Raw genomic sequence first — 20,363 nt, 5'->3', positions numbered from 1 at the left:
TTGCTGAACGAGGCGACGGCATACGACGCAAGATCATGCCCTCTTCCGTTGCCACGCGCGCCAGCCGTAGTACACCGGCACGCCCACGGCGATCAGCGCCAGGCTCATGCCTGCATCGCTCGGCGAGTGGATGGCCGTGGCCACGATGACACTCAGCACCGTGCCCACGAACAGCACCGGCAGCAACGGATACAGCGGCACGCGATAAGGCGAGGGCTCGTCGCGGAAACGGCGGCGATACCAGAACAGCGTGGCGATGCCGAACGCATGGGACAACCACTCGCCCACCGTGGTGTAGTCCACCAACTGGCCGAAGCTGCCGGAAATGACCAGCACGATGGCCCAGCCACCGAGCAGAGCCAGCGCCACGCGAGGCGCGTGCCAGCGCGGGTCGATGCGACCCACCGCGCCGAAAAGCATGCCGTCGGCGCCCATGGTCTGAAGCACGCGCGCGCCGCCGGCGATGGCGATGCTGCAATAGCCGAAGGTGGAACAGGCGATGCCGATCGCGATCACGGTGGCGCCGCTGTCACCGAACATGGCGTGCATCAGGTCGGCGGCCGGCGCGCGGCTGGCTGCCAGTCCCGCATGGCCGAGTCCGGCGAGGTAGGCGAAGTTCACCAGCACGTAGCACACCACCACGCCGCCCAGGCCCAGGCCCAGCGCGCGCGGCAGGGTCTTCTGCGGATCGCGCACTTCGCCGGCCAGGTCGTTCAGGTAATGGAAGCCGCCATAGGTGAACAGCACCGGCAGCAATGCGCCGAGGAACGCGCCCGGCGGCAAGGCGTGGGTCGGGTCCGCCGCCAGCACGTTGCCGAACTGCCCGTGCGCCAGCACCACGCCCACCACCACCACCAGCGCGATGGCCGAGACCTTGAGCACGGTGAACACGTTGAGCATGCGCGAGCCGGCACGGATGCCGAAAAAGTTCACGGCAACGATGAAGGCGATGGCGCCCGCACCCACCGGCCGCACCCATCCTGCCGGAAGGCCGATGGCCGAACAGAAGTAGTCGGCGAAGGTGGTGGCCACCGCCGCCACGCTGCCGGGGTAATTGATCAGCGCCATGGTCCAGCCGAACAGGAAGGCCGGCAGCTGGCCGAACGCCTCGCGCAGATAAATATAGACGCCACCCGCCTGCGGCCGGCGCGCGCCCAGTTCGGCGTAGCAGAGCACGCCGGCCAGGGTGAGCAGGCCACCGATGACCCACAGCGCCAACGTCTGCGCGCCCGAGGAGGTGCGCTCGGCCACGGTGGACGCGCTGCGGAAGATGCCCGCGCCAATCACGCCGCCAATGACGATGGCGGCAGCATCCCAGGTGCCCAGGCGGCGCAGATACGCGGGATTTGTTTCGGCAGTCATGGTGCGCAACAGCATCCTGGTGACAAGTACGAAGGTCCGACGATAGCGCGAGATCGCCATCGACTTCGACATGTGACTGCAACAATCGGGCGCCGCTGCCTTTTTTCTCCCGGCTTCAGTAGTTCTTCGCTAGCGCATCACAGGGTGCGGGAGCACAGTTCCGGTCTCCCCCGTCGCTGCATGCCGGCCGGACCACCGGTCGGCCCCTTCCAGGAGGCGTCATGAGTATCGTTGAGAGCGAAGTCGTCCGGCCCGAGGACGACCCGACCCTGGGGCCGCTGCTCGAACTCGACAGCGAGCTGGTAAAGGTCGGCAAGAAGATTCGCGTGCTGAAGGCCATCGACTGGCCCGTGGAGCTGGAAGCGAAATTCCTGGAGGGATACGAGCGCGGCAATCCGCAACTGCCGGACCCACCGCGCCGCCATCCCGATCTCAGCGGCGAAATGGATGCGCTGCGCGCCATCATGGCCAAGCTCGACCGCGGCCACCCGATCGGCGACTGGCTGTTCAAGACCGCGTGGAGCTACCTCACCGCGGCGCAGATGCTGATGAACGTGGGTACCGAGACCTTCACGCGCTGCTCGACGGCGCTGTACGGCCGTCCCGACCGCGTGCATAGCAGCCAGACCGCGAGCGCGTTTGACGCGGCGCAGGACGTCATCACCATCACCGACGACCTGATCAGCCGCGAGGCCATCCCGGTCGTTCCGGCCGACATCCCCGCCGAGGAATTCGCCGAACGCCTGCGCGAACGCCTAGGCACGTTCTTCGACAGGGACCGGGTGGACGTGGTGCTCAACCCCGACCTCTCTTCCAAGGCCACGGCGGGTAGCAAGAGCATCAACCTGCGTTCCACCGCGCTGTTCTCCGAACTGGACCTGGCGCAGCTCACCGAGCACGAAGCCTTCGTGCACACCGCCACCCTGCTCAACGGCAAGCACCAGCCTTACCTCAAGTCACTGGGCCTGGGCTCACCGCGTACCACGCGTGCACAGGAGGGGCTGGCCACGTTCTCGGAAATCATCACCGGCTCGATCGACCTCAACCGGCTTCGCCGTGTCGCGCTGCGCGTAATCATGGTGAAGCGCGCCCTCGACGGCGCCGATTTCATCGAGATCTTCCGCGGCTTCCTCGAGGCCGGCCAGACGCCGGTGGAGAGCTATCGCAGCGCATCGCGCATCTTCCGCGGCGGCGACGTGCGCGGCCGCGTCTGCTTCACCAAGGACGGTGCGTACCTGCAGGGCGTGATGATCGTGTACCTGTTCATCCGCAAAGCCCTGCAGGAAGGTCGTGCGGAAATGCTGCCGCTGCTGTTCGCGGGTCGCGTGACCACGACGGACGTGATCACGTTGTCGCCGTACCTGGAAACCGGGCTGATCACGCGTGCGGTGTACGTGCCACCCTGGGCGAGGAATCCGCAGCGCGTGCTGTCGCTGCTGGCGTTCTTCACGGCCGCCCAGCGCTTCCGCCTGGACACGCTGGACCTGGACAGCTTCGTGGCGTTCGAAAACGCATTGGTGGACGAGACGCTGCAGACGCAGTGGCACTAGCGGCGCTGCCGCCCGCTGTCGTTCTCATTGTGGGAGCGCACCCTGTGCGCGACTGGGCGATGCGGTGTTTCGCTTCGTCAGGTGTCGCGCACAGGGTGCGCTCCCACAGGGATGGCTCACGCGATGGCGCGGCCTTGTGATCGCGCACTGGGTGCGCTCCTACTACAAGGAATGAGTGTGGGTACCCAGGTGGCGGGGGTTCGTGGTTGACTGTGCACCGCCGCCCCTTCGCCTTACCCCGTGCCCACGCCCTCCCGAAAAATCATCCACGTCGACATGGATGCGTTCTACGCATCGGTGGAGCAGCGCGACGATCCTTCGTTGCGCGGCAAGCCCGTGGTGGTGGCGTGGCGTGGTGCGCGCTCGGTGGTGTGCGCAGCGAGCTACGAGGCGCGCAAGTTCGGTGTGCGTTCGGCCATGCCCGCCGTGCGCGCCGAGCGGCTGTGTCCGCAGGCGATCTTCGTGCCGCCGGATTTCACCCGGTACAAAGCAGTGTCACGGCAGGTGCGCGAGATCTTCGGCCGTCACACCGACCTGATCGAGCCGCTCTCGCTGGACGAGGCCTACCTCGACGTCACCACCACCTATACGCAGCTCCCCTCCGCCACGGCCACGGCGGAAGCAATACGCGCCGCAATCCGCGAAGAGACGCAGCTCACCGCATCGGCGGGCGTGGCGCCCAACAAGTTCCTCGCCAAGATCGCCTCGGACTGGAACAAGCCCGACGGGTTGTTCGTGATACGCCCACATCAGGTGGCGGATTTCCTGACACCCTTGCCTGTCGGCCGTCTGCCCGGCGTGGGCAAGGTGATGGAGGCGCGCCTGACCGAGCTGGGCATCGCCACGGTAGGCGACCTGCGGGCGTTCTCTTCGGCGGAGCTTGAGCAACGCTTCGGCCGCTGGGGCAAGCGACTGCACGAACTCTCGCAAGGCATCGACGAGCATCCGGTCGAGCCGCATCGCCCCACCCTGCAGGTGTCCGCCGAAGACACCTTCGCGCACGACCTCACGTTGGACGAACTGGCGCCGCACATCTGTCGCCTCGCCGAGAAAACCTGGGCGGCGCACCAGCGCGAAGCACAGGACGGGCGCATCGCCCGCACCGTGGTGCTGAAGTTGAAGACGTCGGATTTTCATACGCTCACCCGCAGCTTCACGCCTTCTACACGGCCCGTCTCCGCCGCCGAGCTGGCCGAGATCGCCTGTGCCCTGCGCGATCGCGTGGAGCGCCCCGCCGACACGCAATACCGCCTGGTCGGCGTGGGCCTGGCCGGCTTCGTCGATGCCGATAGCTTCGTGGCCCAGAGCGATCTCTTCGACAAGCTTGCGTGAAGCTTACGCGTTTGTAGGCCTATGCCGAAATACACGTTAAAAAGGCCTTTACTCGCCTCCGATTTCCTGAAAGAGTTGGGCTGGGGGAACCAATGGCAACACGACACCTATAGACGTTTAGGCGCCTATAGCGGGTCCCTTTTGCCTTCAAATCGGGGAGACATCATGCAGTCCAATCAGAATCGCCTATCAGTAGCGGTACGTCTGGCTCTATCCGTTGGTATTGCATCGACCGCCGCATTGGCACAGGCACAGGACGCCACCGCAAATAAGAACGGACCCGCGGCGCAAGATCAGACGACCACGCAAGGCACCACGGAACAACCCAAGCAATCGAATGCCAAGACGCTGACTGCCGTGTCGGTCACCGGCTCGCTGATCCGCCGCGTGGACGCCGAAACGGCCAGCCCGGTCGTCACGTTGGATCGCACCGCCATCACCAATAACGGCAGCCCGACACTGGGCAACGTGCTGCAGGCACTGCCGAGCGTCGCGGGCAACGCGACCAACACCCAGAACAACACCAACGGCGGTGGCGGCGCAGGCCCCACGCTGGAAGGCGGTGACGGTGCAGCCCGCGTGTCGCTACGCGGCCTCGGCGTCAACCGCACGCTGATGCTGGTGGACGGCCAGCGCCTCGCCAACGCCGACCTCAACATGATTCCGCAGAACATGGTGGAACGCGTGGACGTGCTGGCCGAGGGTGCCTCGACCGTGTACGGCTCCGACGCCATCGGCGGCGTAGTCAACTTCCACCTGCGCAAGGACTACACGGGCGCAGAACTGAGCGTCAACGACGGCATCTCCAGCAATGGTGACGGCCAGCGCCATGGTGCGCAGTTCACCGTGGGCGCGAGCGGCGACCAGGGCAACATCGTCGCCGGCGTCGACTACAACAAGTTCAGCCCGGTGCTGGCGACGCGTCGCAGCTTCACCGCGCAGCAGCTGTATCTGTACAACGGCGGTCCGCAGCCTTCCGGTTCGCACACCATTCCGACCGGCCGCATCCTGGTACCGCTGAAAGTATCGCCGGGCTGCGCCCCCTACAATAATACCGACAGCGCCTACGTGACCCGGTCGAGCGGCAATGGCACCGCCCTGGGTGACTACCGCTGCTTCAGCGATTCGAACGACACCTACAACTACAACGCGTTCAACTACATCCAGCAGCAGCAGGAACGCACCAACGTCTTCGTTCTTGGCAACTACAAGATCAATGACTATGTGACGTTCTACGCCGACGCGTTCTACAACCACACCAATTCGTCGGGCCAGGACGCCCCGGCACCGACGGGCGTGGGCGACGGTTGGCATGTGCTGGCCAGCAACCCGAACAACCCGTTCGGCGTCACCTTCAGCCAGGGCGCCATCGGTGACCCGAACACCAGCGGCTATCCGTTCAATGTGCGCCTGACCGGCCTCGGTACGCGCCTGCATACCTTCACCACCAACAACGAAGAGATCAACTCGGGGCTGCGCGGCAACTTCGGCCAGAGCACCTGGAGCTGGGATGCCAGCTTCGATTACGGCCACTCGCGCCGTATCCAGACCAACTACAACGAAGTGAACGTGCCGGCCTTCCAGGCAGCCATCGATGCCGGCGCCAATATCTTCGACCAGGACGACCCGACGGTCACCGCACTCCTGAAGAAGGGCGTGGATGCACCGCAGTACACCCTGACCAACACCATGAAGCAGGGCCAGTTCACCGCTACCGGCGAAATCTGGGACCTGCCGGCTGGCGCGATGCAGTTGTCGACCGGTGCGCTGTATCGCAAGACGTCGATGAACTACAACGTCACCGCCGATGCGGTCCTCGATCCGACGACCAATACCTGCGTGGTGTTGTCCGAAGCCTGCGGTTCGCCGGGCGGCGGCAGCGACTCGGTGAAGGAACTGTTCGCGGAAACACTGATCCCGATCCTCAGCCAGCAGCCGTGGGCGTATTCGCTGAATATCGACGTGGGCCTGCGCTATTCCGACTACGACACCTCGGGCAGCACCACCAACGGCAAGATCGCTATCGAGTATCGTCCGGTCGAAGACCTGCTGGCGCGCGGCACGATCTCGCAGGTGTTCCGCGCGCCGAACATGGACGAGCTGTATGACGGCCGCACCGTCGCCGGCCCCAACCTCACCGACCCGTGCGTTGGACTCTCCAACGCGCAACTGGCCGCGCACTCTGCTGCCTGTCAAAACGTGCCGCAGAACTGGGGCGGCAACCCGCTGGGCCAGGTCACGGCCTACTACTCGGGCGCGGTTCCGGCCGGCAGCACGCTGAAGCCTGAGCAGGGCAAGTCCATCGACATCGGTTTTGTGTATTCGCCGAGCTGGTGGGAAGGCGTGTCCAGCACGTTGGACTTCTGGCACATCTACCTGAGCGACACGCTGACGCCCATCCAGGCGCAGACCGTAGTCAACGAGTGCTTTGCCAACAACAGCAGCCCGTACTGCGGGTTCATCAACCGCTACGACCAGACCAGCAAGATCGCCGGCGCGGTCAATTACATCAACACACCCGTGGTCAACCTGGGCAACCTGAGCACCACCGGCGTCGACTTCACCTTCAACTACAACATCCCCCACTTCGACGTGGGCGGCGTGGATCCGGGTAACTTCAAGGCCGGCCTCAACACCACGTACATCTCGACGTACAAGAACAACGCCACGCCTGGCCAGCCGGGCGCGGATTCGATCAACTACGCCGGTACGTACGGCCTGCAGTTCGGCAACATCCCGCGTTGGCGTGGCACGCTCACGGTCAACTGGGCACTGGGTGACTGGAGCGCACAGTGGCAGTCGCGTTACGTCCACAACGTGACCAATCTGAACGCGAACCTCGACACCGGTGCCAGCGCACCGATGGCGTCCGTGCTGTATCACTCGATCTCGGGCGGCTACGAGTGGGCGAAGATCCATACCCGCTTCGACGTGGGTATCGACAACCTCAGCGACAAGACGCCGCCGCTGGCCTACCAGAACGGTTCGAACTTCAACGTCGATACGTCCACGTACGACGTGATGGGCCGCTACTTCTGGGCTCGCGCCACGGTCAAGTTCTGATCTGACTGCAAGAATGGCGGATGGTCGCGGCGCTTGCCGCGACCATCCCGCTGCTAGGATCTAAGGATGACGGACCACTTCGCGCCATCCTCCGCCGAACTCACCGCCCGCATGCTGGCGGCGTACCAGCGAGGCGATCTCGCCGCCGTGCTGGCACTTGGCGAACCCGTCGCCGCCCAAGGCGATATCGACAGCACCGCGTTGCTCCTGCTGGGTGCTGCACAGCAATCCAGCCACCGGCTCAGCGAAGCCCTGGCGACCTTCCACCGCCTCGTGCAGCGCAACCCGACCGTCGCCGAATACTGGAACAACCTCGCCGTCGTTGCCCGTCAGCTGGGCGATGTGACGGTTGCCGAAGACGCCCTGCGCCGTGCGCTGGCGCTGGCACCGCAGGAAGCACAGATCCATTACAACCTCGGCCTGCTCCATGCCCAGCAGCAACGCTGGCTGCAGGCACGCGAGGCCCTGCTCGACGCGGTGGCGCTGGTGCCCGCCTTCATCGATGCGCGCCTGCAGGCGGCGCATGCGTGTCACGCCTGCGGCGATCACCGGGGTGAGCAGGAGATGCTCGCGGATGCCGCCGAATGGCCACCGCAGCTTGCGGAACAGGCACTGCTGCTCGCCACCATGCTGTCCGCGCAGGGCGAACAGGCGGCAGCCTTCCAGGCACTGGACCGGGCGGTGCTGCCCGAGGGCGAGGACGCACGCATCATGCAGTGGCGCATCGCGGCGCTGCGCGCGTCGATGCATGAGCGCAGCAACCAGATCGATCTCGCCGAAGCCGAGCTGGAACGCGTACCGCTGCACCAGGTGGAAACGGCACTCCCGGAATCCTCCACGCTCGCCACGGCCGCCTGGCAGGCGCATGCCGCTGTCGCCGCACAACGCGGTGACCTGGACCATTCGGCGGGCCTGTATGAGCGCCTGCTCGCCCTGGGCGATCGTCCGGACACGCGTGCGGCTGCCGCATTCGGGCTGGCCGGTGTCATGAGCAAACAGGGCCGCCACGAGGACGCCTGGCGTGCCGCGGGCATCGCCCACGCAGCGCAGCTGGAGATCGCCGGCGCCATCGTGCCCGAGCTCACCGCCGAGGGCAGCCAGCCGCTGTCCATGGCAACCCATCGCATCGGTCACGCGCAGTACGACCAGTGGAGCACGCTGGCTGCGCCGCGCACTGTCGACAGTCCCGTATTCGTGGTGGGCTTTCCCCGCTCCGGCACCACGCTGCTTGAGCAGATGCTCGACGCGCACCCCGATTTCCGCTCCATGGACGAACGCGATTTCGTCTACGAACTGGTCCATCGCATGCAATTGGCGGGGCAGTCGTATCCGCACGACCTCGCCGGGTTGACGCAGCAGGAGGCCGACCAGCTGCGCGGCCTCTATCTCGCCATGTCGCACAAGGTGCTGCCTGATCTGGGTGAACGCCGCCTCATCGACAAGAACCCGCTCAACATGCTGTGCCTGCCAATGATCGCGCGGCTGTTCCCGGAGGCGCGCATCATCATGTGCCTTCGCCATCCCTGCGATGTGCTGCTCAGCTGCTACATGCTGCCCTTCCGCGCCCCGCCCTTCATGGTGCTCTGCTCGTCGTTGAAGAGACTGGCTGAAGGCTACGTGCAGGCATTCGAGCAGTGGTACCGCCATGTGGAAGTGTTCGCGCCGCGCGTGCTCGAATGGCGCTACGAATCGGTGGTGAGCCGGTTCGATGAGCACGTCACGCGCCTGGGCCAGTTTCTCGACATCGACGACGCCTCGCCCATGGCGCGCTTCGCCGAGCATGCGCGCGACAAGGGTTACATCAGCACGCCGAGCTATGCGCAGGTGACCCAGGGCATCCACCGCAAGGCGGTCAATCGCTGGCATGCCTACCGCGAACACTTCGAACCCGTATTGCCCATCCTGCAACCGATGCTGGAGCGTCTCGGCTACGAGGCATGAAGCCGGCCGGAGGATCGGCTACGCTGCGCCCCTGTCGTCCGCGTTGAATGGAGTTCACATGCACTTCGAGGTACCGAAGGTCCGGATGCACTCCTTGCGCGACTTCGCGCAGCACTACTTCATGATCGTGCTGTCCATCCTCACTGCACTGGGGCTGGAGCAATGGATCGAGCACATCCACCATCGCCACGCGGCGGAGCAGGCAAGCGCACAGATCGAGACCGAGCTGCACGGCACACTCGACAGCATCAACAATGCCCTCGCCGACAACGCGCATAAACTGGAACCACTGCGCTCACTGAGGGAAGCGATCAGTGACGACGTGCGTCACGGTGTACCGGATCCGCAGATCAACCAGCACATCCGTGAGATGAAGGACCACTTTGTAGTCAGCGTCAGCTGGCCGTCATTCGCCACCCAGGCGTGGGACGTCGCCGTGGCAAACCAGTCAGCCGCATGGATCGACATCGACCGTTTGCACAAGTACGCCACGGCTTATGCGGCGCAACGCGATGCCTCGAACTGGGTGACGCACGACAGCACCATTACGCTCAACGGCCCGCGCATGGTCGACCTGCGCACGCGCATCAGCCTTGGCAAGGACGTGGACCCCGTGGAGTTCCTCGGCATCGTGCAGCAGATGATCAACACATCGGCCGAAACGAGCGGCCACCTCGAACAGACTGCCAAACCCATCGAGGCAGCGCTCGCCAAGCCGGCAAGCTGAGGGTCACAACATCACGCAGAAGCCTTTTTTTGTGATGTATTTCAAGGAAATTTCCACGATGCGCGTTTTCAGCTGACGCGACATCTTTTTATGGCGACCGACTGCTTGTCGAGTACCGCGCGCTTGATGCGCAATGTCAACGAAATGTGTTCGCGCATTTTTGCGTTTGTTCGAAGCGTTCTTCACACGAACCGCGAAGCCGCCTTCGTCATGTAACTCCTCGTGTGCGCTTGTTTGGCTCGATGCAAAAGATCTGCAGCGAGACTTGCGTCTTCCTGTCGCTTTTTCGCGCACGTTATTTCGATTTGCAAGCACGCTACAGATGCGTTACCAAAGCCGCCGAAGTACTCGCGTCTTTCGTCATCGAGTGCTTGCTTCGCTGGGGACCGTCACCGTTTCTTCGCCGCCTGCAAGGGCGGAAAAATCTGCCTCGATAGATTCATAGATTCGCTGCAACTGTTCCAGTTGCGGGCGTGTAGGTGAGTTGTTGTTGGAAACCATCGACCCACGGGTTGTCCTGGGCCGCCACCGATAGCTATACGCACACCAGGGAGAACGTATCCATGCAAACAAACCTGAAGCTCGTGCTTCTCGCCAGCCTCGTCGCCGCTGCGTGGCTTCCTTCCGCCTACGCCGCACCGGCGGAGGGTGATTCCATGCAGGCGCCCGCGGAAATCGTGGGGCCATTGGAGGCACAGGCACGCGCCAGCTGGCGCGAGGACATCGCGCATATCGCCACGCCCTCGGAAGGCTGCTTCCAGGCTACGTATCCCAGCATCGTCTGGCATCAGACGGCGTGTCACGAGGTGGTGCCGCGCGTTCAACCCACGCCGCGCTGGGCGCTGCTGGGCGCGTCGGAGACGGCCGGTAACGGCAACGACTACACCTTGCAGACCACCAGCCTCATCACGCAGACGGTGGGAACGTTCCCGACCGTCACCGGCGTAACCTCGGAGACCGGCACGGGCGTGGCGTCGTACGGCGGTGGGGGCATCCTCGGCGCGAACGAGTATTCGCTGCAGATCAACTCCAGCTTCAACTCGACCACGTCCGCGTGCAAGAGCCGCTCGGGCTGCACCATCTGGCAGCAGTTCGTGTATGCGCCGGACTATGAAGTGCAGGGTTCGGGAGCCGTGTTCATGCAGTACTGGATGATCGGCTACGGTACGCGCTGTCCGAGCGGCTGGGGCAGTGACGGCGCAGGCGACTGCTACAAAAACAGCGCAGCGGCCACCGCTCCCGACGTGCCGGCCACCCAGCTGGCCAACGTGAAGCTCACCGGCTCGGTCACCGCGGGTGGCAATGACACGGTGGTATTCACCAACGGCACCAAGGCCTACAGCTCCAGCGGCAAGGACAGCGTGCTGTACCTCGCCCAGGTGTGGAAGGAATCGGAGTTCAACGTGGTCGGCAACGCCGGCGGTTCGGAAGCCGTGTTCAACAGCGGCTCGTCGATCACGGTGAAGGTCGCCGTGACTGACGGTTCCACCACGGCACCGTCCTGCGTCGCCAACTCCGGCACCACGGGCGAGAGCAACAACCTCAACCTCGGCAGCTGCACCGCCAGCAGCGGCACCTCGCCGTCGATCCAGTTCACCGAGTCGAACTGAGTTCGTATCCCAGCAACAAGAAAGCCCGGGATATCCCGGGCTTTCTCTGTTACCGAAGCAGCCGACTTACTTTTTCTTCTTCGGCATGTACAGGTCGGTGATGGTGCCTTCGTAGACCTCGGCTGCCATGCCCACCGACTCGCCCAGCGTGGGATGCGGGTGGATGGTGAGGCCGATGTCACCGGCTTCGGCGCCCATCTCGATCGCCAGGCAGATCTCGCTGATGAGGTCGCCCGAATGCGGGCCGACAATGGCGCCACCGACGATGCGATGCGTCTCTTCGTCGAAGATCAGCTTGGTGAAGCCCTCGGTGCGATCGATGCCGATGGCGCGACCGCTGGCCGCCCACGGGAACTTGCCCACGCCGACCTTGAGGCCCTTTTCCTTCGCCTCGCGCTCGGTCACGCCAACCCAGGACACTTCCGGATCGGTGAAGGCCACCGACGGGATCACGCGCGCATCGAAGTAGCTCTTCATGCCCGACACGACTTCGGCAGCGACGCGCGCCTCGTGCGTGGCCTTGTGCGCCAGCATCGGCTGGCCCACGAGGTCGCCGATGGCGAAGATGTGCTTCACGTTGGTGCGCATCTGCGTGTCGACGTTGATGAAGCCACGCTCGGTGACGGTCACGCCGGCCTTGTCGGCGCCGATCTTGTTGCCGTTCGGCGAGCGGCCGACGGCGACCAGCACGCGATCGAACAGCTTGGTCTCGGGGATGCTATCGCCCTCGTAGCTGACCTCGATGCCCTTCTTGGTGGCCTTGGCCTCGACCACCTTGGTCTTGAGGTGCACGCCCTTGAGCTTCTTGGCCAGGCGCTGCGCCAGCGGCTTGACGAGATCCGCATCGGCGCCCGGGATGATCTGGTCCATGAACTCGACCACGGTCACTTCGCTGCCGAGTGAGGAATACACGGTGGCCATTTCCAGGCCGATGATGCCGCCGCCGACGACGAGCAGCTTCTTCGGCACTTCCTTCAGCTCGAGTGCGCCGGTGGAGTCCATGATGCGCTCGTCGTCCCACGGGAACGCCGGCAGCTTCACCGACTGCGAGCCGGCGGCGATGATGGCGTTCTCGAAGCGGATCAGCTTGGTGCCGTCGGCCGTCTGGACTTCCATCTCGTTCGGCGAGATGAAGGTACCCACGCCCTGTATGGTGCGCACCTTGCGCTGCTTGGCCATGCCGGAGAGGCCGCCGGTGAGCTTGCCGACCACCTTGGTCTTGAAGTCACGCAGCTTGTCGAGGTCGATCTTCGGCGCGCCGAAGCTGACGCCGTGTGCAGCCATCGCTTCCGCCTCATCGATCACGGCGGCGGCGTGCAGCAGTGCCTTGGACGGGATGCAGCCCACGTTGAGGCAGACGCCGCCGAGGGAGGCATAGCGCTCGACCAGCACGGTATCGACGTCGAGGTCGGCCGCGCGGAACGCGGCGGTGTAGCCGCCCGGGCCCGAGCCCAGCACGACCAGCTTGCATTCGATATCGGCCGCTCTTCCCGATGATGATGCCGCTTGCGGCGCCTTCGCCTCCTCTCCCTTCTGGGGAGAGGATTGAGGTGAGCCCCCAACAGGGGACAAGGGTCGGGTGCTCGCGGGAGCACTGCTAGTGCCGGACTGAGGCGAGGTTGCCCCCTCACCCCGACCCTCTCCCCGCTGGGGAGAGGGAGCAGAAGCCGCGGCGCCAGCGTCCGCAGCTTCGAGCACCGCGATCAGCGCGCCTTCGGAGACTTCGTCGCCGACCTTGACCTTCAGTTCCTTGATGACGCCGGCGGCGCTCGACGGGATTTCCATCGTCGCCTTGTCCGATTCGAGCGTGATCAGGCTCTGTTCCTTGGCGACGGTGTCGCCGACCTTCACCAGCACCTCGATCACCGGCACGTTGTCGTGGCCGCCGATGTCGGGGACTTTGATTTCGATGGTGCTTGCCATGGGGGATCCTTTGATTCTTTCTCTACCTGTTGAGGCGGTGCCGCGAGCACCTGCCCCTCACCCTGCCCTCTCCCCGACGGGGAGAGGGAAAAGCAACGTCACAGCAACAGACGGCGGATGTCGCCCAGCTGCTGCGCGAGGTAGGAGGCGAAGCGCGCGGCGAGCGCGCCGTCGATCACGCGGTGGTCGTAGCTGAGCGACAGCGGCAGCACCAGGCGCGGGGCGAATTCCTTGCCGTTCCACACCGGCTTGGTCGCCGCCTTGGAGACGCCGAGGATCGCCACTTCCGGTGCGTTAACGATCGGCGTGAACGCCGTGCCGCCGATGCCGCCGAGCGAGGAGATCGAGAAGCAGCCGCCCGACATTTCGTTGGGGCCGAGCTTCTTGTCGCGCGCCTTCTTGGAGATCTCGCCGAGTTCGACCGCCAGGTCCAGCAGGCCCTTCTTGTCGCAATCACGGATCACCGGCACCACCAGGCCATCGGGCGTGTCCACCGCGATGCCGATGTGGAAGTACTTCTTGAGGATCAGCTTCTCGCCGGTTTCATCCAGCGAAGCGTTGAACTGCGGGAACTTCTTCAGCGCCGCGACCACCGCCTTGATCTGGAACACCAGCGGGGTGACCTTCAGGTCCTTGTTCTCTTCGCCGAGCTTCTTGCGGAAGGCTTCCAGCTCGGTGATGTCGGCGTCTTCGTGCTGGGTGACGTGCGGGATCATCGCCCAGTTGCGGGCCAGGTTCGCGCCCGAAATCTTCTGGATGCGCGTCAACGGCTTCTCTTCGATCTCGCCGAACTTGCTGAAGTCGACCTTCGGCCACGGCAGCAGGTTGAGACCGCCGCCGGCCGCGACCGGCGCGCCGGTGGGACGCGCGCCGGAGGCGAGCGCGTGCTTGACGTAACCGGTGACGTCCTCGCGCTGGATGCGGCCACCACGGCCGCCACCCTTCACCTGGCGGATGTCCACGCCCAGCTCACGCGCGAAGGCGCGGATGGCAGGGCTGGCGTACGGGGCGTCGCCCGGCATCACGATGCCGGCATCGAACGGCGGACGGGCCGTCGGGGCCACGTCGCCTTCCGGCGCGTTGCCCGGGATCACGCCACGTGCGGCGATCGGCTCGGGCTTCTCTTCGACCTTGGGCGCTTCCACCTTGGTGGGCGCGGCGGCCTGGGCCGGCGCGGCGGCGGGCGCGCCACCAGCGGCCTCGACCAGGGCGATCAGGCTGCCCTCGGAGAGCTCGTCGCCCACCTTGACCTTCAATTCCTTCACCACGCCGGCAAACGGCGCGGGCACTTCCATGGTGGCCTTGTCCGATTCCAGCGTGATCAGGCTCTGGTCCTTGGCGATGGTGTCGCCGACCTTGACCAGGATCTCGATGACCGGCACGTCGCTGCTGCCGATGTCCGGCACGCGCACTTCCTGCACGCCACCGCCGCCAGCGGGCGCGGCAGCCGGGGCTGCGGCCGGAGCGGGCGCGGGTGCGGACTTGGCCGGTGCTTCGGCCTTGGCGGGGGCAGCGGCGGGAGCCGGGGCCGGCGCGGCAGCGGCGCCTTCGGCCTCGATGATGGCGATCAGGGTGCCCTCGGACACCTCGTCACCCACCTTGAGCTTCACTTCCTTGACCGTGCCCGCGAACGGGGCCGGTACTTCCATCGTCGCCTTGTCCGACTCCAGCGTGACCAGGCCCTGTTCCTTGGCGACCTTGTCGCCCGGCTTCACCAGCACTTCGATCACCGGCACATTCTCGCTGCCGATATCGGGAACGCGTGCTTCTTTGAGGTCGGCCATGGTTTCTCCTACGGATGGCGATGGCGTGCCGTGCGGGGATGACGGCCGCGTAAGGCGTTAATCATAGCGAACGAGACCCGCTTCCGGACGGTTTTGGATCGGTTGAACCCACCATTCGCATACGTATGCACTACTTTGGTCCAAGGTTTTCGACGAACTGTCGCAGTGATCCCGGAAACCGAGCCCCATCAAGGGCTCGCCGGGTATTCCACTTGGTCAGGTGGTCTGCTCCGGCGGACGCCCCTGCATCAGGACGAAGTCCCGCTGTGGCGCCGCCAGACTGATGCCCATGGCCTGGAAACGATCCTTCACCGCGCGCAACAGGTCGGTCTGCGCGCCCCAGCCGTCGCTGCTGCTGGTGTAGGCACGCAACACCAGGCCCACGCCGCTCTCGGTAAGACTTTCCGTCCATACACCGGGCGCGGGGTCGCGCAGGATGCGCGGATCGGCGGCCAGCAGCTCGCGGATCACGTCCATGGCCTTGCCGATGTCGTCCTTGTAGCCGATGCGCAGCTTCACTTCGAAGCGGCGCGTGCCCAGGCGATTGAAGTTGATGATGGCGTCGGAACCGATCTTGGTGTTCGGCACCACCGCCTCGCGGTTATCGGGCAGGACCAGCTGCGTATGCATCAGGCTCAGGCTCTGCACCGTGCCCTCCACGCCGCCGGCCTGGATGTAGTCGCCCACGCGGAACGGGCGGAACACGATCAGCAGGACGCCCCAGGCAAGGTTGCTCAGCGAACCCTGCAAGGCCAGGCCAATCGCGAGGCCGCCTGCGCCAAGCGCCGCCACCAGCGGGGCCGAGGGCACGCCGGCCTGCTGCAGCACCATCACGATGAGCAACGCGATCAGCACGCCATACGTGAGGTTGCGCAGGAAGCCGGTCAACGTGGGGTCGACGTTCGCGCGATGCATGGCGCGCTGCGCGACATTGGCCAGGCGTGCCGCCAGCCAGATGCCGATGAGCAGCATCAGCAGTGCGATGATGACGTTGATGATCGTGTTGATGGTGCCTTCGGAAAGCGGCAAACGGGCCAGTAAATCGTGCATGGATTGCAGGTCTCTCGAGGGAAAAACCCGGCGAGCCTAGCAGCACGTCGATCAAGGTTCCGTTGCTTCGAGCGTTAGGCGGGCACAAAAAAGCCGCGCCAGGGTAGAAGCGCGGCACAAGCGGGTCGTGCTGGGGAGCGTCGACCTTCAGGATCCATGCGCGGAGTTCGCCTCAATCGGCGCGCGCATGATCGGCGGCTTTTACCAGCTTCTTGTTGTCCTTGTCTTCGTGTGTGAGCAGTTGCAGGCGCGAGCCGTCCTGCAGGCGGAAGCGGAATTGCTGCTGCAGTTGTTCGAGCGCGCCAAGCCTCGGGCACAGTGCATCGGCCCGCCTGTTCAGCTCATCGGCACGCTTGTCGACTTCCTTGTCGATGGTCTTGTCCAGCGAGTCGGCACGCGCCTCCAGCGCGGCCACCTTGCTCTGATCACCGCTCAACGCCGCCGTGACGGCCTGGCCAGTCACCTTGCCGACCAGATCGGACACCGATCCCTGGATGCCCTGCTCCAGTGCGTCATCCATGGCGTGCTGCTTCCACACTCCCTTGCCCAGTCCATTGTCGATACTGGCCAGCGCCATCCGATGATTGCGGTCCAGCTTGTCCACCAGCTCATGACGGTCGCTGTCGTTCTCGGCGAACGTCATCAGCACCGTGCGCATCGCTGCAAACCCGATGTTCACGCCCTCGCGTGCGATGCCAGCCACTTCCGGCATCAGCCCGCGCACTTCCTGTTCGTACTGGCGCAGACGCGTCGCATCGTCGGCGGATACAGCCACATCGCGGCCGTCCACTTTCAGGTGCCCGTCGTGCATGAACACCGTGCCGGGGTGTCCGGTATCGCGGCTGAAGTCGATGCCCTCCGGGGTCACGCTCACGTCGAAGTCGGTGGAATAACCGCACTTGCCGTGGTGCACCGAGAAGTCGTGCGCCTGTGCAGCGCCACCGAAGGCAAAGGCAGCTGCCATTGCACAGGCCATGAATGTCGTACGCATGCCGATCGCCTCCCTAAGATCCGCGTCAGCGCCATGTGGCGCCAGCAAACAATGCGACACGCACCCATGCCGGGCATGGGCCAGGTGTCATCCCCTGCCATCGGTCATACCCAACGCCCGGGTCATGACGCACTGCGCATAGGCAGGCCCGCAGAGGCACGCTAAGTTCACCCAAGCTGATCACCATGAGGGGAGTCGTGGGATGCGCGAAGGGTGGGACGTAATCGTGGTGGGCGCCGGCCTTGCTGGCCTGGTCGCCGCCACGGAACTGGCCGATGCCGGCAAGCGTGTATGGGTGCTCGACCAGGAGCCGGAACAGAGTCTGGGGGGACAGGCGTTCTGGTCGTTCGGTGGGCTGTTCTTTGTCGATTCGCCCGAGCAACGGCGCATGGGCGTGCGCGATTCGCACGCGCTGGCGCTGGCCGACTGGATGGGCACGGCGGCGTTCGACCGCCCCGAGGATCACTGGCCCCGCCAGTGGGCCAAGGCCTATGTCGATTTCGCCGCGGGCGAGAAGCGCAGCTGGCTGCATGCGATGGGCATGCGCTGGTTTCCGGTGGTGGGCTGGGCCGAGCGCGGCGGACACGGCGCGGTGGGTCACGGCAATTCGGTACCGCGTTTCCACGTCACCTGGGGCACCGGCCCAGGTGTGATCGAACCGTTCGTGCGCCGCGCCCATGAAGCGCAGGCCAAGGGCGTGTTGCAGTTCGGCTTCCGCCATCGTGTCGACGAACTCATCGTCGAGGGTGGCGCCGTCGTGGGCGTTCGTGGCGTCGTGCTGGCCCACGACGAGGTCGAGCGCGGCAAGCCGAGCACGCGAAACGCAGTGGAATCGTTCGAGAAGCGGGCGCAGGCCGTCATCGTCGCCTCGGGTGGCATCGGCGGCAATCACGAACTGGTGCGCAGGAACTGGCCCGAACGTCTCGGCTCGCCACCGGCACACATGCTGTGCGGTGTGCCCGCGCATGTGGACGGCCGCATGCTCGGCATCAGCGAGAACGCGGGCGCACGACAGATCAACCGCGATCGCATGTGGCACTACGTCGAAGGCATCGAGAACTGGAATCCGATCTGGCCGATGCATGCGATCCGCATCCTGCCCGGCCCGTCCTCGCTGTGGTTCGACGCCACCGGCAAGCGCCTGCCCGGCCCCCTGTGGCCCGGCTTCGACACGCTGGGCACGCTCGATCACCTGCGTCGCACGGGTTACGACTACAGCTGGTTCATCCTAGACCAGCAGATCATCCGTCGCGAGTTCGCGCTTTCGGGTTCGGAACAGAACCCCGACCTCACCGGCAAGAGCTGGCGGCAGGTAGCCAAGCGCGCGGTCGGCAAGGGTGCGCCCGCGCCGGTGGAAGCGTTCAAGCAGCACGGCAGGGACTTCATCGTGCGCGACACGTTGGAAGACCTCGTGGCGGGCATGAATGCACTGGCCGGCAACCAGTTGCTCGACCTGGCGCACCTGCGCCGCGAGATCGAAGCGCGCGACCTGCAGTTCGACAACCCGTACGCGAAGGATGCGCAGGTGATGGCCATCCATAACGCGCGACGTTATCGCGGCGACAAGCTGGTGCGTGTGGCCAAGCCACATCGCATCCTCGATCCCGCGAACGGCCCGCTGATTGCGGTGCGTCTCAACATCCTCACGCGCAAGTCGCTGGGCGGACTGGAAACCGACCTGCAGGGACGCGTGCTCGGCCACGATGGCCAGCCGCTATCCGGGCTGTATGCGGCCGGCGAAGCCGCCGGCTTCGGTGGTGGTGGTCTGCACGGTTATCGGGCACTGGAGGGCAGCTTCCTCGGCGGCTGCCTGTTCTCCGGCCGCGTTGCCGGTCGCGCCGCGGCAGCCGCCATCGCATGAGCGTGCATGCCTTACCGCGTATCGCCATCTATGGCGCGGGCAGCGTGGGTGGTTACCTCGGCGCGCGACTGCACGAGCACGCGCGCATCACCTTCATCGGCCGCCGCCGCGTGACGGACGCCTGGCGACTGCACGGATTGGATTGGACCGACCTGGAAGGCCATGAAGGGCATGTGCTCGGCCGCGCGCTGGACGTGCGGACCGATCCGTTTGCCGCCGCCAAGGCGCACATCGTGCTGGTCACGGTGAAATCGGGCGCCACCGAGACTGTCGCGCGCGAACTCGCCGACGTGCTGCCCCCCGGCATTCCCGTCATCAGCTTCCAGAACGGCCTGCACAACACGCAGGTGCTGAGGGATGCCCTGCCCGGCCATCCGGTGCTGGCGGGCATGGTGCCGTTCAATGTGCTGCAGGGTCAGCCCGGCGTTTTCCATCAGGGCTCCGGCGGCGAACTGATGGTCGAATCGCATGCGTTGCTGGCGCCGTTCATGGCGCTGTTCGACGCCGCGGGACTGCCCTTGACGCTGCGCGACGACATGCCTGCGGTGCAGTCGGCCAAGCTGCTGCTCAACCTCAACAACGCGATCAACGCACTGTCGTCGCTGCCGCTGCGGGATGAGCTGTCACAGCGCCCCTGGCGGCGCTGCCTCGCGCTCGCACAGCGCGAGGCGCTGTGCATCTTCAAGGCGGCCGGCATGCAGCCGGCACGCCTTACGCCGCTGCCAGCGCGCTGGCTGCCCCGCATCCTCGACATGCCGGATGCGTGGTTCCAGCGCGTGGCCTCGCGCATGCTGGCGATCGATCCTGTGGCGCGGTCCTCGATGTGGGAGGACCTGCAGCGCCGCCGCCCCACCGAAGTGGATGCCATCAATGGCGAGATTGTCCGGCTGGCGGAAGCGCATGGCACGGCGGCCCCCGTCAACGCACGACTGGCCGCGCTCGTCCACGCGGTCGAGCGTGAACCGCGCGAGTGGCGCGGCGACGAACTGCTGCAAGAGCTGCGAAGCGCCACCACTTCTTCTTTGTAGGAGCGCACCCAGTGCGCGACCGCGGCGTATCGGCGTCACCGCTCCGTTGGCTTTTCGCGCACTGGGTGCGCTCCTACAAAAAGAGGCTGACCGGTCATTCGTGCTCGGCGCCGTATCGCTCTTGACGCAGGCTGTGCGCGA

The 20,363-nt window shown here is 65.3% G+C and carries 14 protein-coding genes; 8 read left to right on the top strand and 6 right to left on the bottom strand.

Features of this window, described 5'->3' with window-relative positions:
* Positions 1-33 precede the first annotated feature (33 nt).
* Positions 34-1,362: an APC family permease gene (locus tag EPB08_RS02155; RefSeq protein WP_130617410.1), complete on the bottom strand. Its 1,329-nt coding sequence runs from the start codon at positions 1,360-1,362 to the stop codon at positions 34-36.
* 221 nt (positions 1,363-1,583) lie between these two features.
* Here EPB08_RS02155 and EPB08_RS02150 point away from each other — a divergent pair, with 221 nt between their 5' ends.
* The 5 genes from EPB08_RS02150 (at position 1,584) to EPB08_RS02130 (ending at position 9,975) form a co-directional block, all read left to right on the top strand.
* Entirely contained in the window at positions 1,584-2,912 is a 1,329-nt protein-coding gene (locus EPB08_RS02150; RefSeq protein WP_130617409.1) for a tyrosine/phenylalanine carboxypeptidase domain-containing protein, read from the top strand.
* Between the two features lie 240 nt (positions 2,913-3,152).
* The gene (gene dinB / locus EPB08_RS02145) at positions 3,153-4,244 is read left to right on the top strand and encodes a DNA polymerase IV (RefSeq protein WP_130617408.1); all 1,092 of its coding nucleotides are present in this window, start codon (positions 3,153-3,155) and stop codon (positions 4,242-4,244) included.
* 165 nt (positions 4,245-4,409) lie between these two features.
* Positions 4,410-7,307, top strand: a complete 2,898-nt coding sequence (locus EPB08_RS02140) for a TonB-dependent receptor domain-containing protein (protein WP_130617407.1) — start codon at positions 4,410-4,412, stop codon at positions 7,305-7,307.
* Between the two features lie 66 nt (positions 7,308-7,373).
* The gene (locus EPB08_RS02135; RefSeq protein ID WP_130617406.1) at positions 7,374-9,248 is read left to right on the top strand and encodes a tetratricopeptide repeat-containing sulfotransferase family protein; all 1,875 of its coding nucleotides are present in this window, start codon (positions 7,374-7,376) and stop codon (positions 9,246-9,248) included.
* Positions 9,249-9,306: 58 nt separating this feature from the next.
* Positions 9,307-9,975: a hypothetical protein gene (locus EPB08_RS02130; protein WP_130617405.1), complete on the top strand. Its 669-nt coding sequence runs from the start codon at positions 9,307-9,309 to the stop codon at positions 9,973-9,975.
* Positions 9,976-9,978: 3 nt separating this feature from the next.
* Here EPB08_RS02130 and EPB08_RS02125 read toward each other — a convergent pair whose 3' ends face one another.
* The gene (locus EPB08_RS02125; RefSeq protein ID WP_165418361.1) at positions 9,979-10,269 is read right to left on the bottom strand and encodes a hypothetical protein; all 291 of its coding nucleotides are present in this window, start codon (positions 10,267-10,269) and stop codon (positions 9,979-9,981) included.
* 269 nt (positions 10,270-10,538) lie between these two features.
* Between EPB08_RS02125 and EPB08_RS02120 the strand changes: the two genes are divergently transcribed.
* A complete protein-coding gene (locus EPB08_RS02120) occupies positions 10,539-11,585 on the top strand; it encodes a hypothetical protein (RefSeq protein ID WP_130617403.1) in 1,047 nt (348 codons plus the stop codon).
* A 66-nt stretch (positions 11,586-11,651) separates the two neighbouring features.
* On the opposite strand, the gene lpdA is transcribed toward EPB08_RS02120, so the two are convergent.
* The 4 genes from lpdA to EPB08_RS02100 all read right to left on the bottom strand — a co-directional run bounded on the left by lpdA (position 11,652) and on the right by EPB08_RS02100 (position 17,333).
* Positions 11,652-13,508 (bottom strand): dihydrolipoyl dehydrogenase, encoded by a 1,857-nt coding sequence (gene lpdA / locus EPB08_RS02115; protein ID WP_130617402.1) that lies wholly within the window; start codon positions 13,506-13,508, stop codon positions 11,652-11,654.
* A 98-nt stretch (positions 13,509-13,606) separates the two neighbouring features.
* Positions 13,607-15,292: a dihydrolipoyllysine-residue acetyltransferase gene (gene aceF / locus EPB08_RS02110; RefSeq protein ID WP_130617401.1), complete on the bottom strand. Its 1,686-nt coding sequence runs from the start codon at positions 15,290-15,292 to the stop codon at positions 13,607-13,609.
* Positions 15,293-15,508: 216 nt separating this feature from the next.
* Entirely contained in the window at positions 15,509-16,342 is an 834-nt protein-coding gene (locus EPB08_RS02105; RefSeq protein ID WP_165418360.1) for a mechanosensitive ion channel family protein, read from the bottom strand.
* A 172-nt stretch (positions 16,343-16,514) separates the two neighbouring features.
* Positions 16,515-17,333, bottom strand: a complete 819-nt coding sequence (locus EPB08_RS02100) for a DUF2884 family protein (protein WP_130617400.1) — start codon at positions 17,331-17,333, stop codon at positions 16,515-16,517.
* Between the two features lie 202 nt (positions 17,334-17,535).
* Between EPB08_RS02100 and EPB08_RS02095 the strand changes: the two genes are divergently transcribed.
* Together EPB08_RS02095 and EPB08_RS02090 are read left to right on the top strand one after the other, a co-directional pair.
* On the top strand, positions 17,536-19,194 hold the full coding sequence (locus EPB08_RS02095; protein WP_130617399.1) for an FAD-binding dehydrogenase: 1,659 nt from the start codon (positions 17,536-17,538) through the stop codon (positions 19,192-19,194).
* A complete protein-coding gene (locus EPB08_RS02090) occupies positions 19,191-20,222 on the top strand; it encodes a 2-dehydropantoate 2-reductase (RefSeq protein WP_130617398.1) in 1,032 nt (343 codons plus the stop codon). Before EPB08_RS02095 ends, EPB08_RS02090 begins: the two co-directional genes overlap by 4 nt.
* The last annotated feature ends 141 nt before the right edge of the window (positions 20,223-20,363 follow it).

The sequence above is a fragment of the Dyella amyloliquefaciens genome, assembly GCF_004296575.1.
GTDB lineage: Bacteria > Pseudomonadota > Gammaproteobacteria > Xanthomonadales > Rhodanobacteraceae > Dyella > Dyella amyloliquefaciens.
Note: the sequence above shows the minus strand (reverse complement) of the source record. Positions and strands in the feature narration are given on the sequence as shown.

What these genes read in the sequence shown, in the direction of transcription:
- aceF (WP_130617401.1), bottom strand. Translation starts at nt 15,292, where the DNA reads ATGGCCGACCTCAAAGAAGCACGCGTTCCCGATATCGGCAGCGAGAAT.
- EPB08_RS02105 (WP_165418360.1), bottom strand. Translation starts at nt 16,342, where the DNA reads ATGCACGATTTACTGGCCCGTTTGCCGCTTTCCGAAGGCACCATCAAC.
- EPB08_RS02135 (WP_130617406.1), top strand. Translation starts at nt 7,374, where the DNA reads ATGACGGACCACTTCGCGCCATCCTCCGCCGAACTCACCGCCCGCATG.
- EPB08_RS02150 (WP_130617409.1), top strand. Translation starts at nt 1,584, where the DNA reads ATGAGTATCGTTGAGAGCGAAGTCGTCCGGCCCGAGGACGACCCGACC.
- EPB08_RS02155 (WP_130617410.1), bottom strand. Translation starts at nt 1,362, where the DNA reads ATGACTGCCGAAACAAATCCCGCGTATCTGCGCCGCCTGGGCACCTGG.
- EPB08_RS02100 (WP_130617400.1), bottom strand. Translation starts at nt 17,333, where the DNA reads ATGCGTACGACATTCATGGCCTGTGCAATGGCAGCTGCCTTTGCCTTC.
- EPB08_RS02090 (WP_130617398.1), top strand. Translation starts at nt 19,191, where the DNA reads ATGAGCGTGCATGCCTTACCGCGTATCGCCATCTATGGCGCGGGCAGC.
- lpdA (WP_130617402.1), bottom strand. Translation starts at nt 13,508, where the DNA reads ATGGCAAGCACCATCGAAATCAAAGTCCCCGACATCGGCGGCCACGAC.
- EPB08_RS02120 (WP_130617403.1), top strand. Translation starts at nt 10,539, where the DNA reads ATGCAAACAAACCTGAAGCTCGTGCTTCTCGCCAGCCTCGTCGCCGCT.
- EPB08_RS02140 (WP_130617407.1), top strand. Translation starts at nt 4,410, where the DNA reads ATGCAGTCCAATCAGAATCGCCTATCAGTAGCGGTACGTCTGGCTCTA.
- EPB08_RS02095 (WP_130617399.1), top strand. Translation starts at nt 17,536, where the DNA reads ATGCGCGAAGGGTGGGACGTAATCGTGGTGGGCGCCGGCCTTGCTGGC.
- EPB08_RS02130 (WP_130617405.1), top strand. Translation starts at nt 9,307, where the DNA reads ATGCACTTCGAGGTACCGAAGGTCCGGATGCACTCCTTGCGCGACTTC.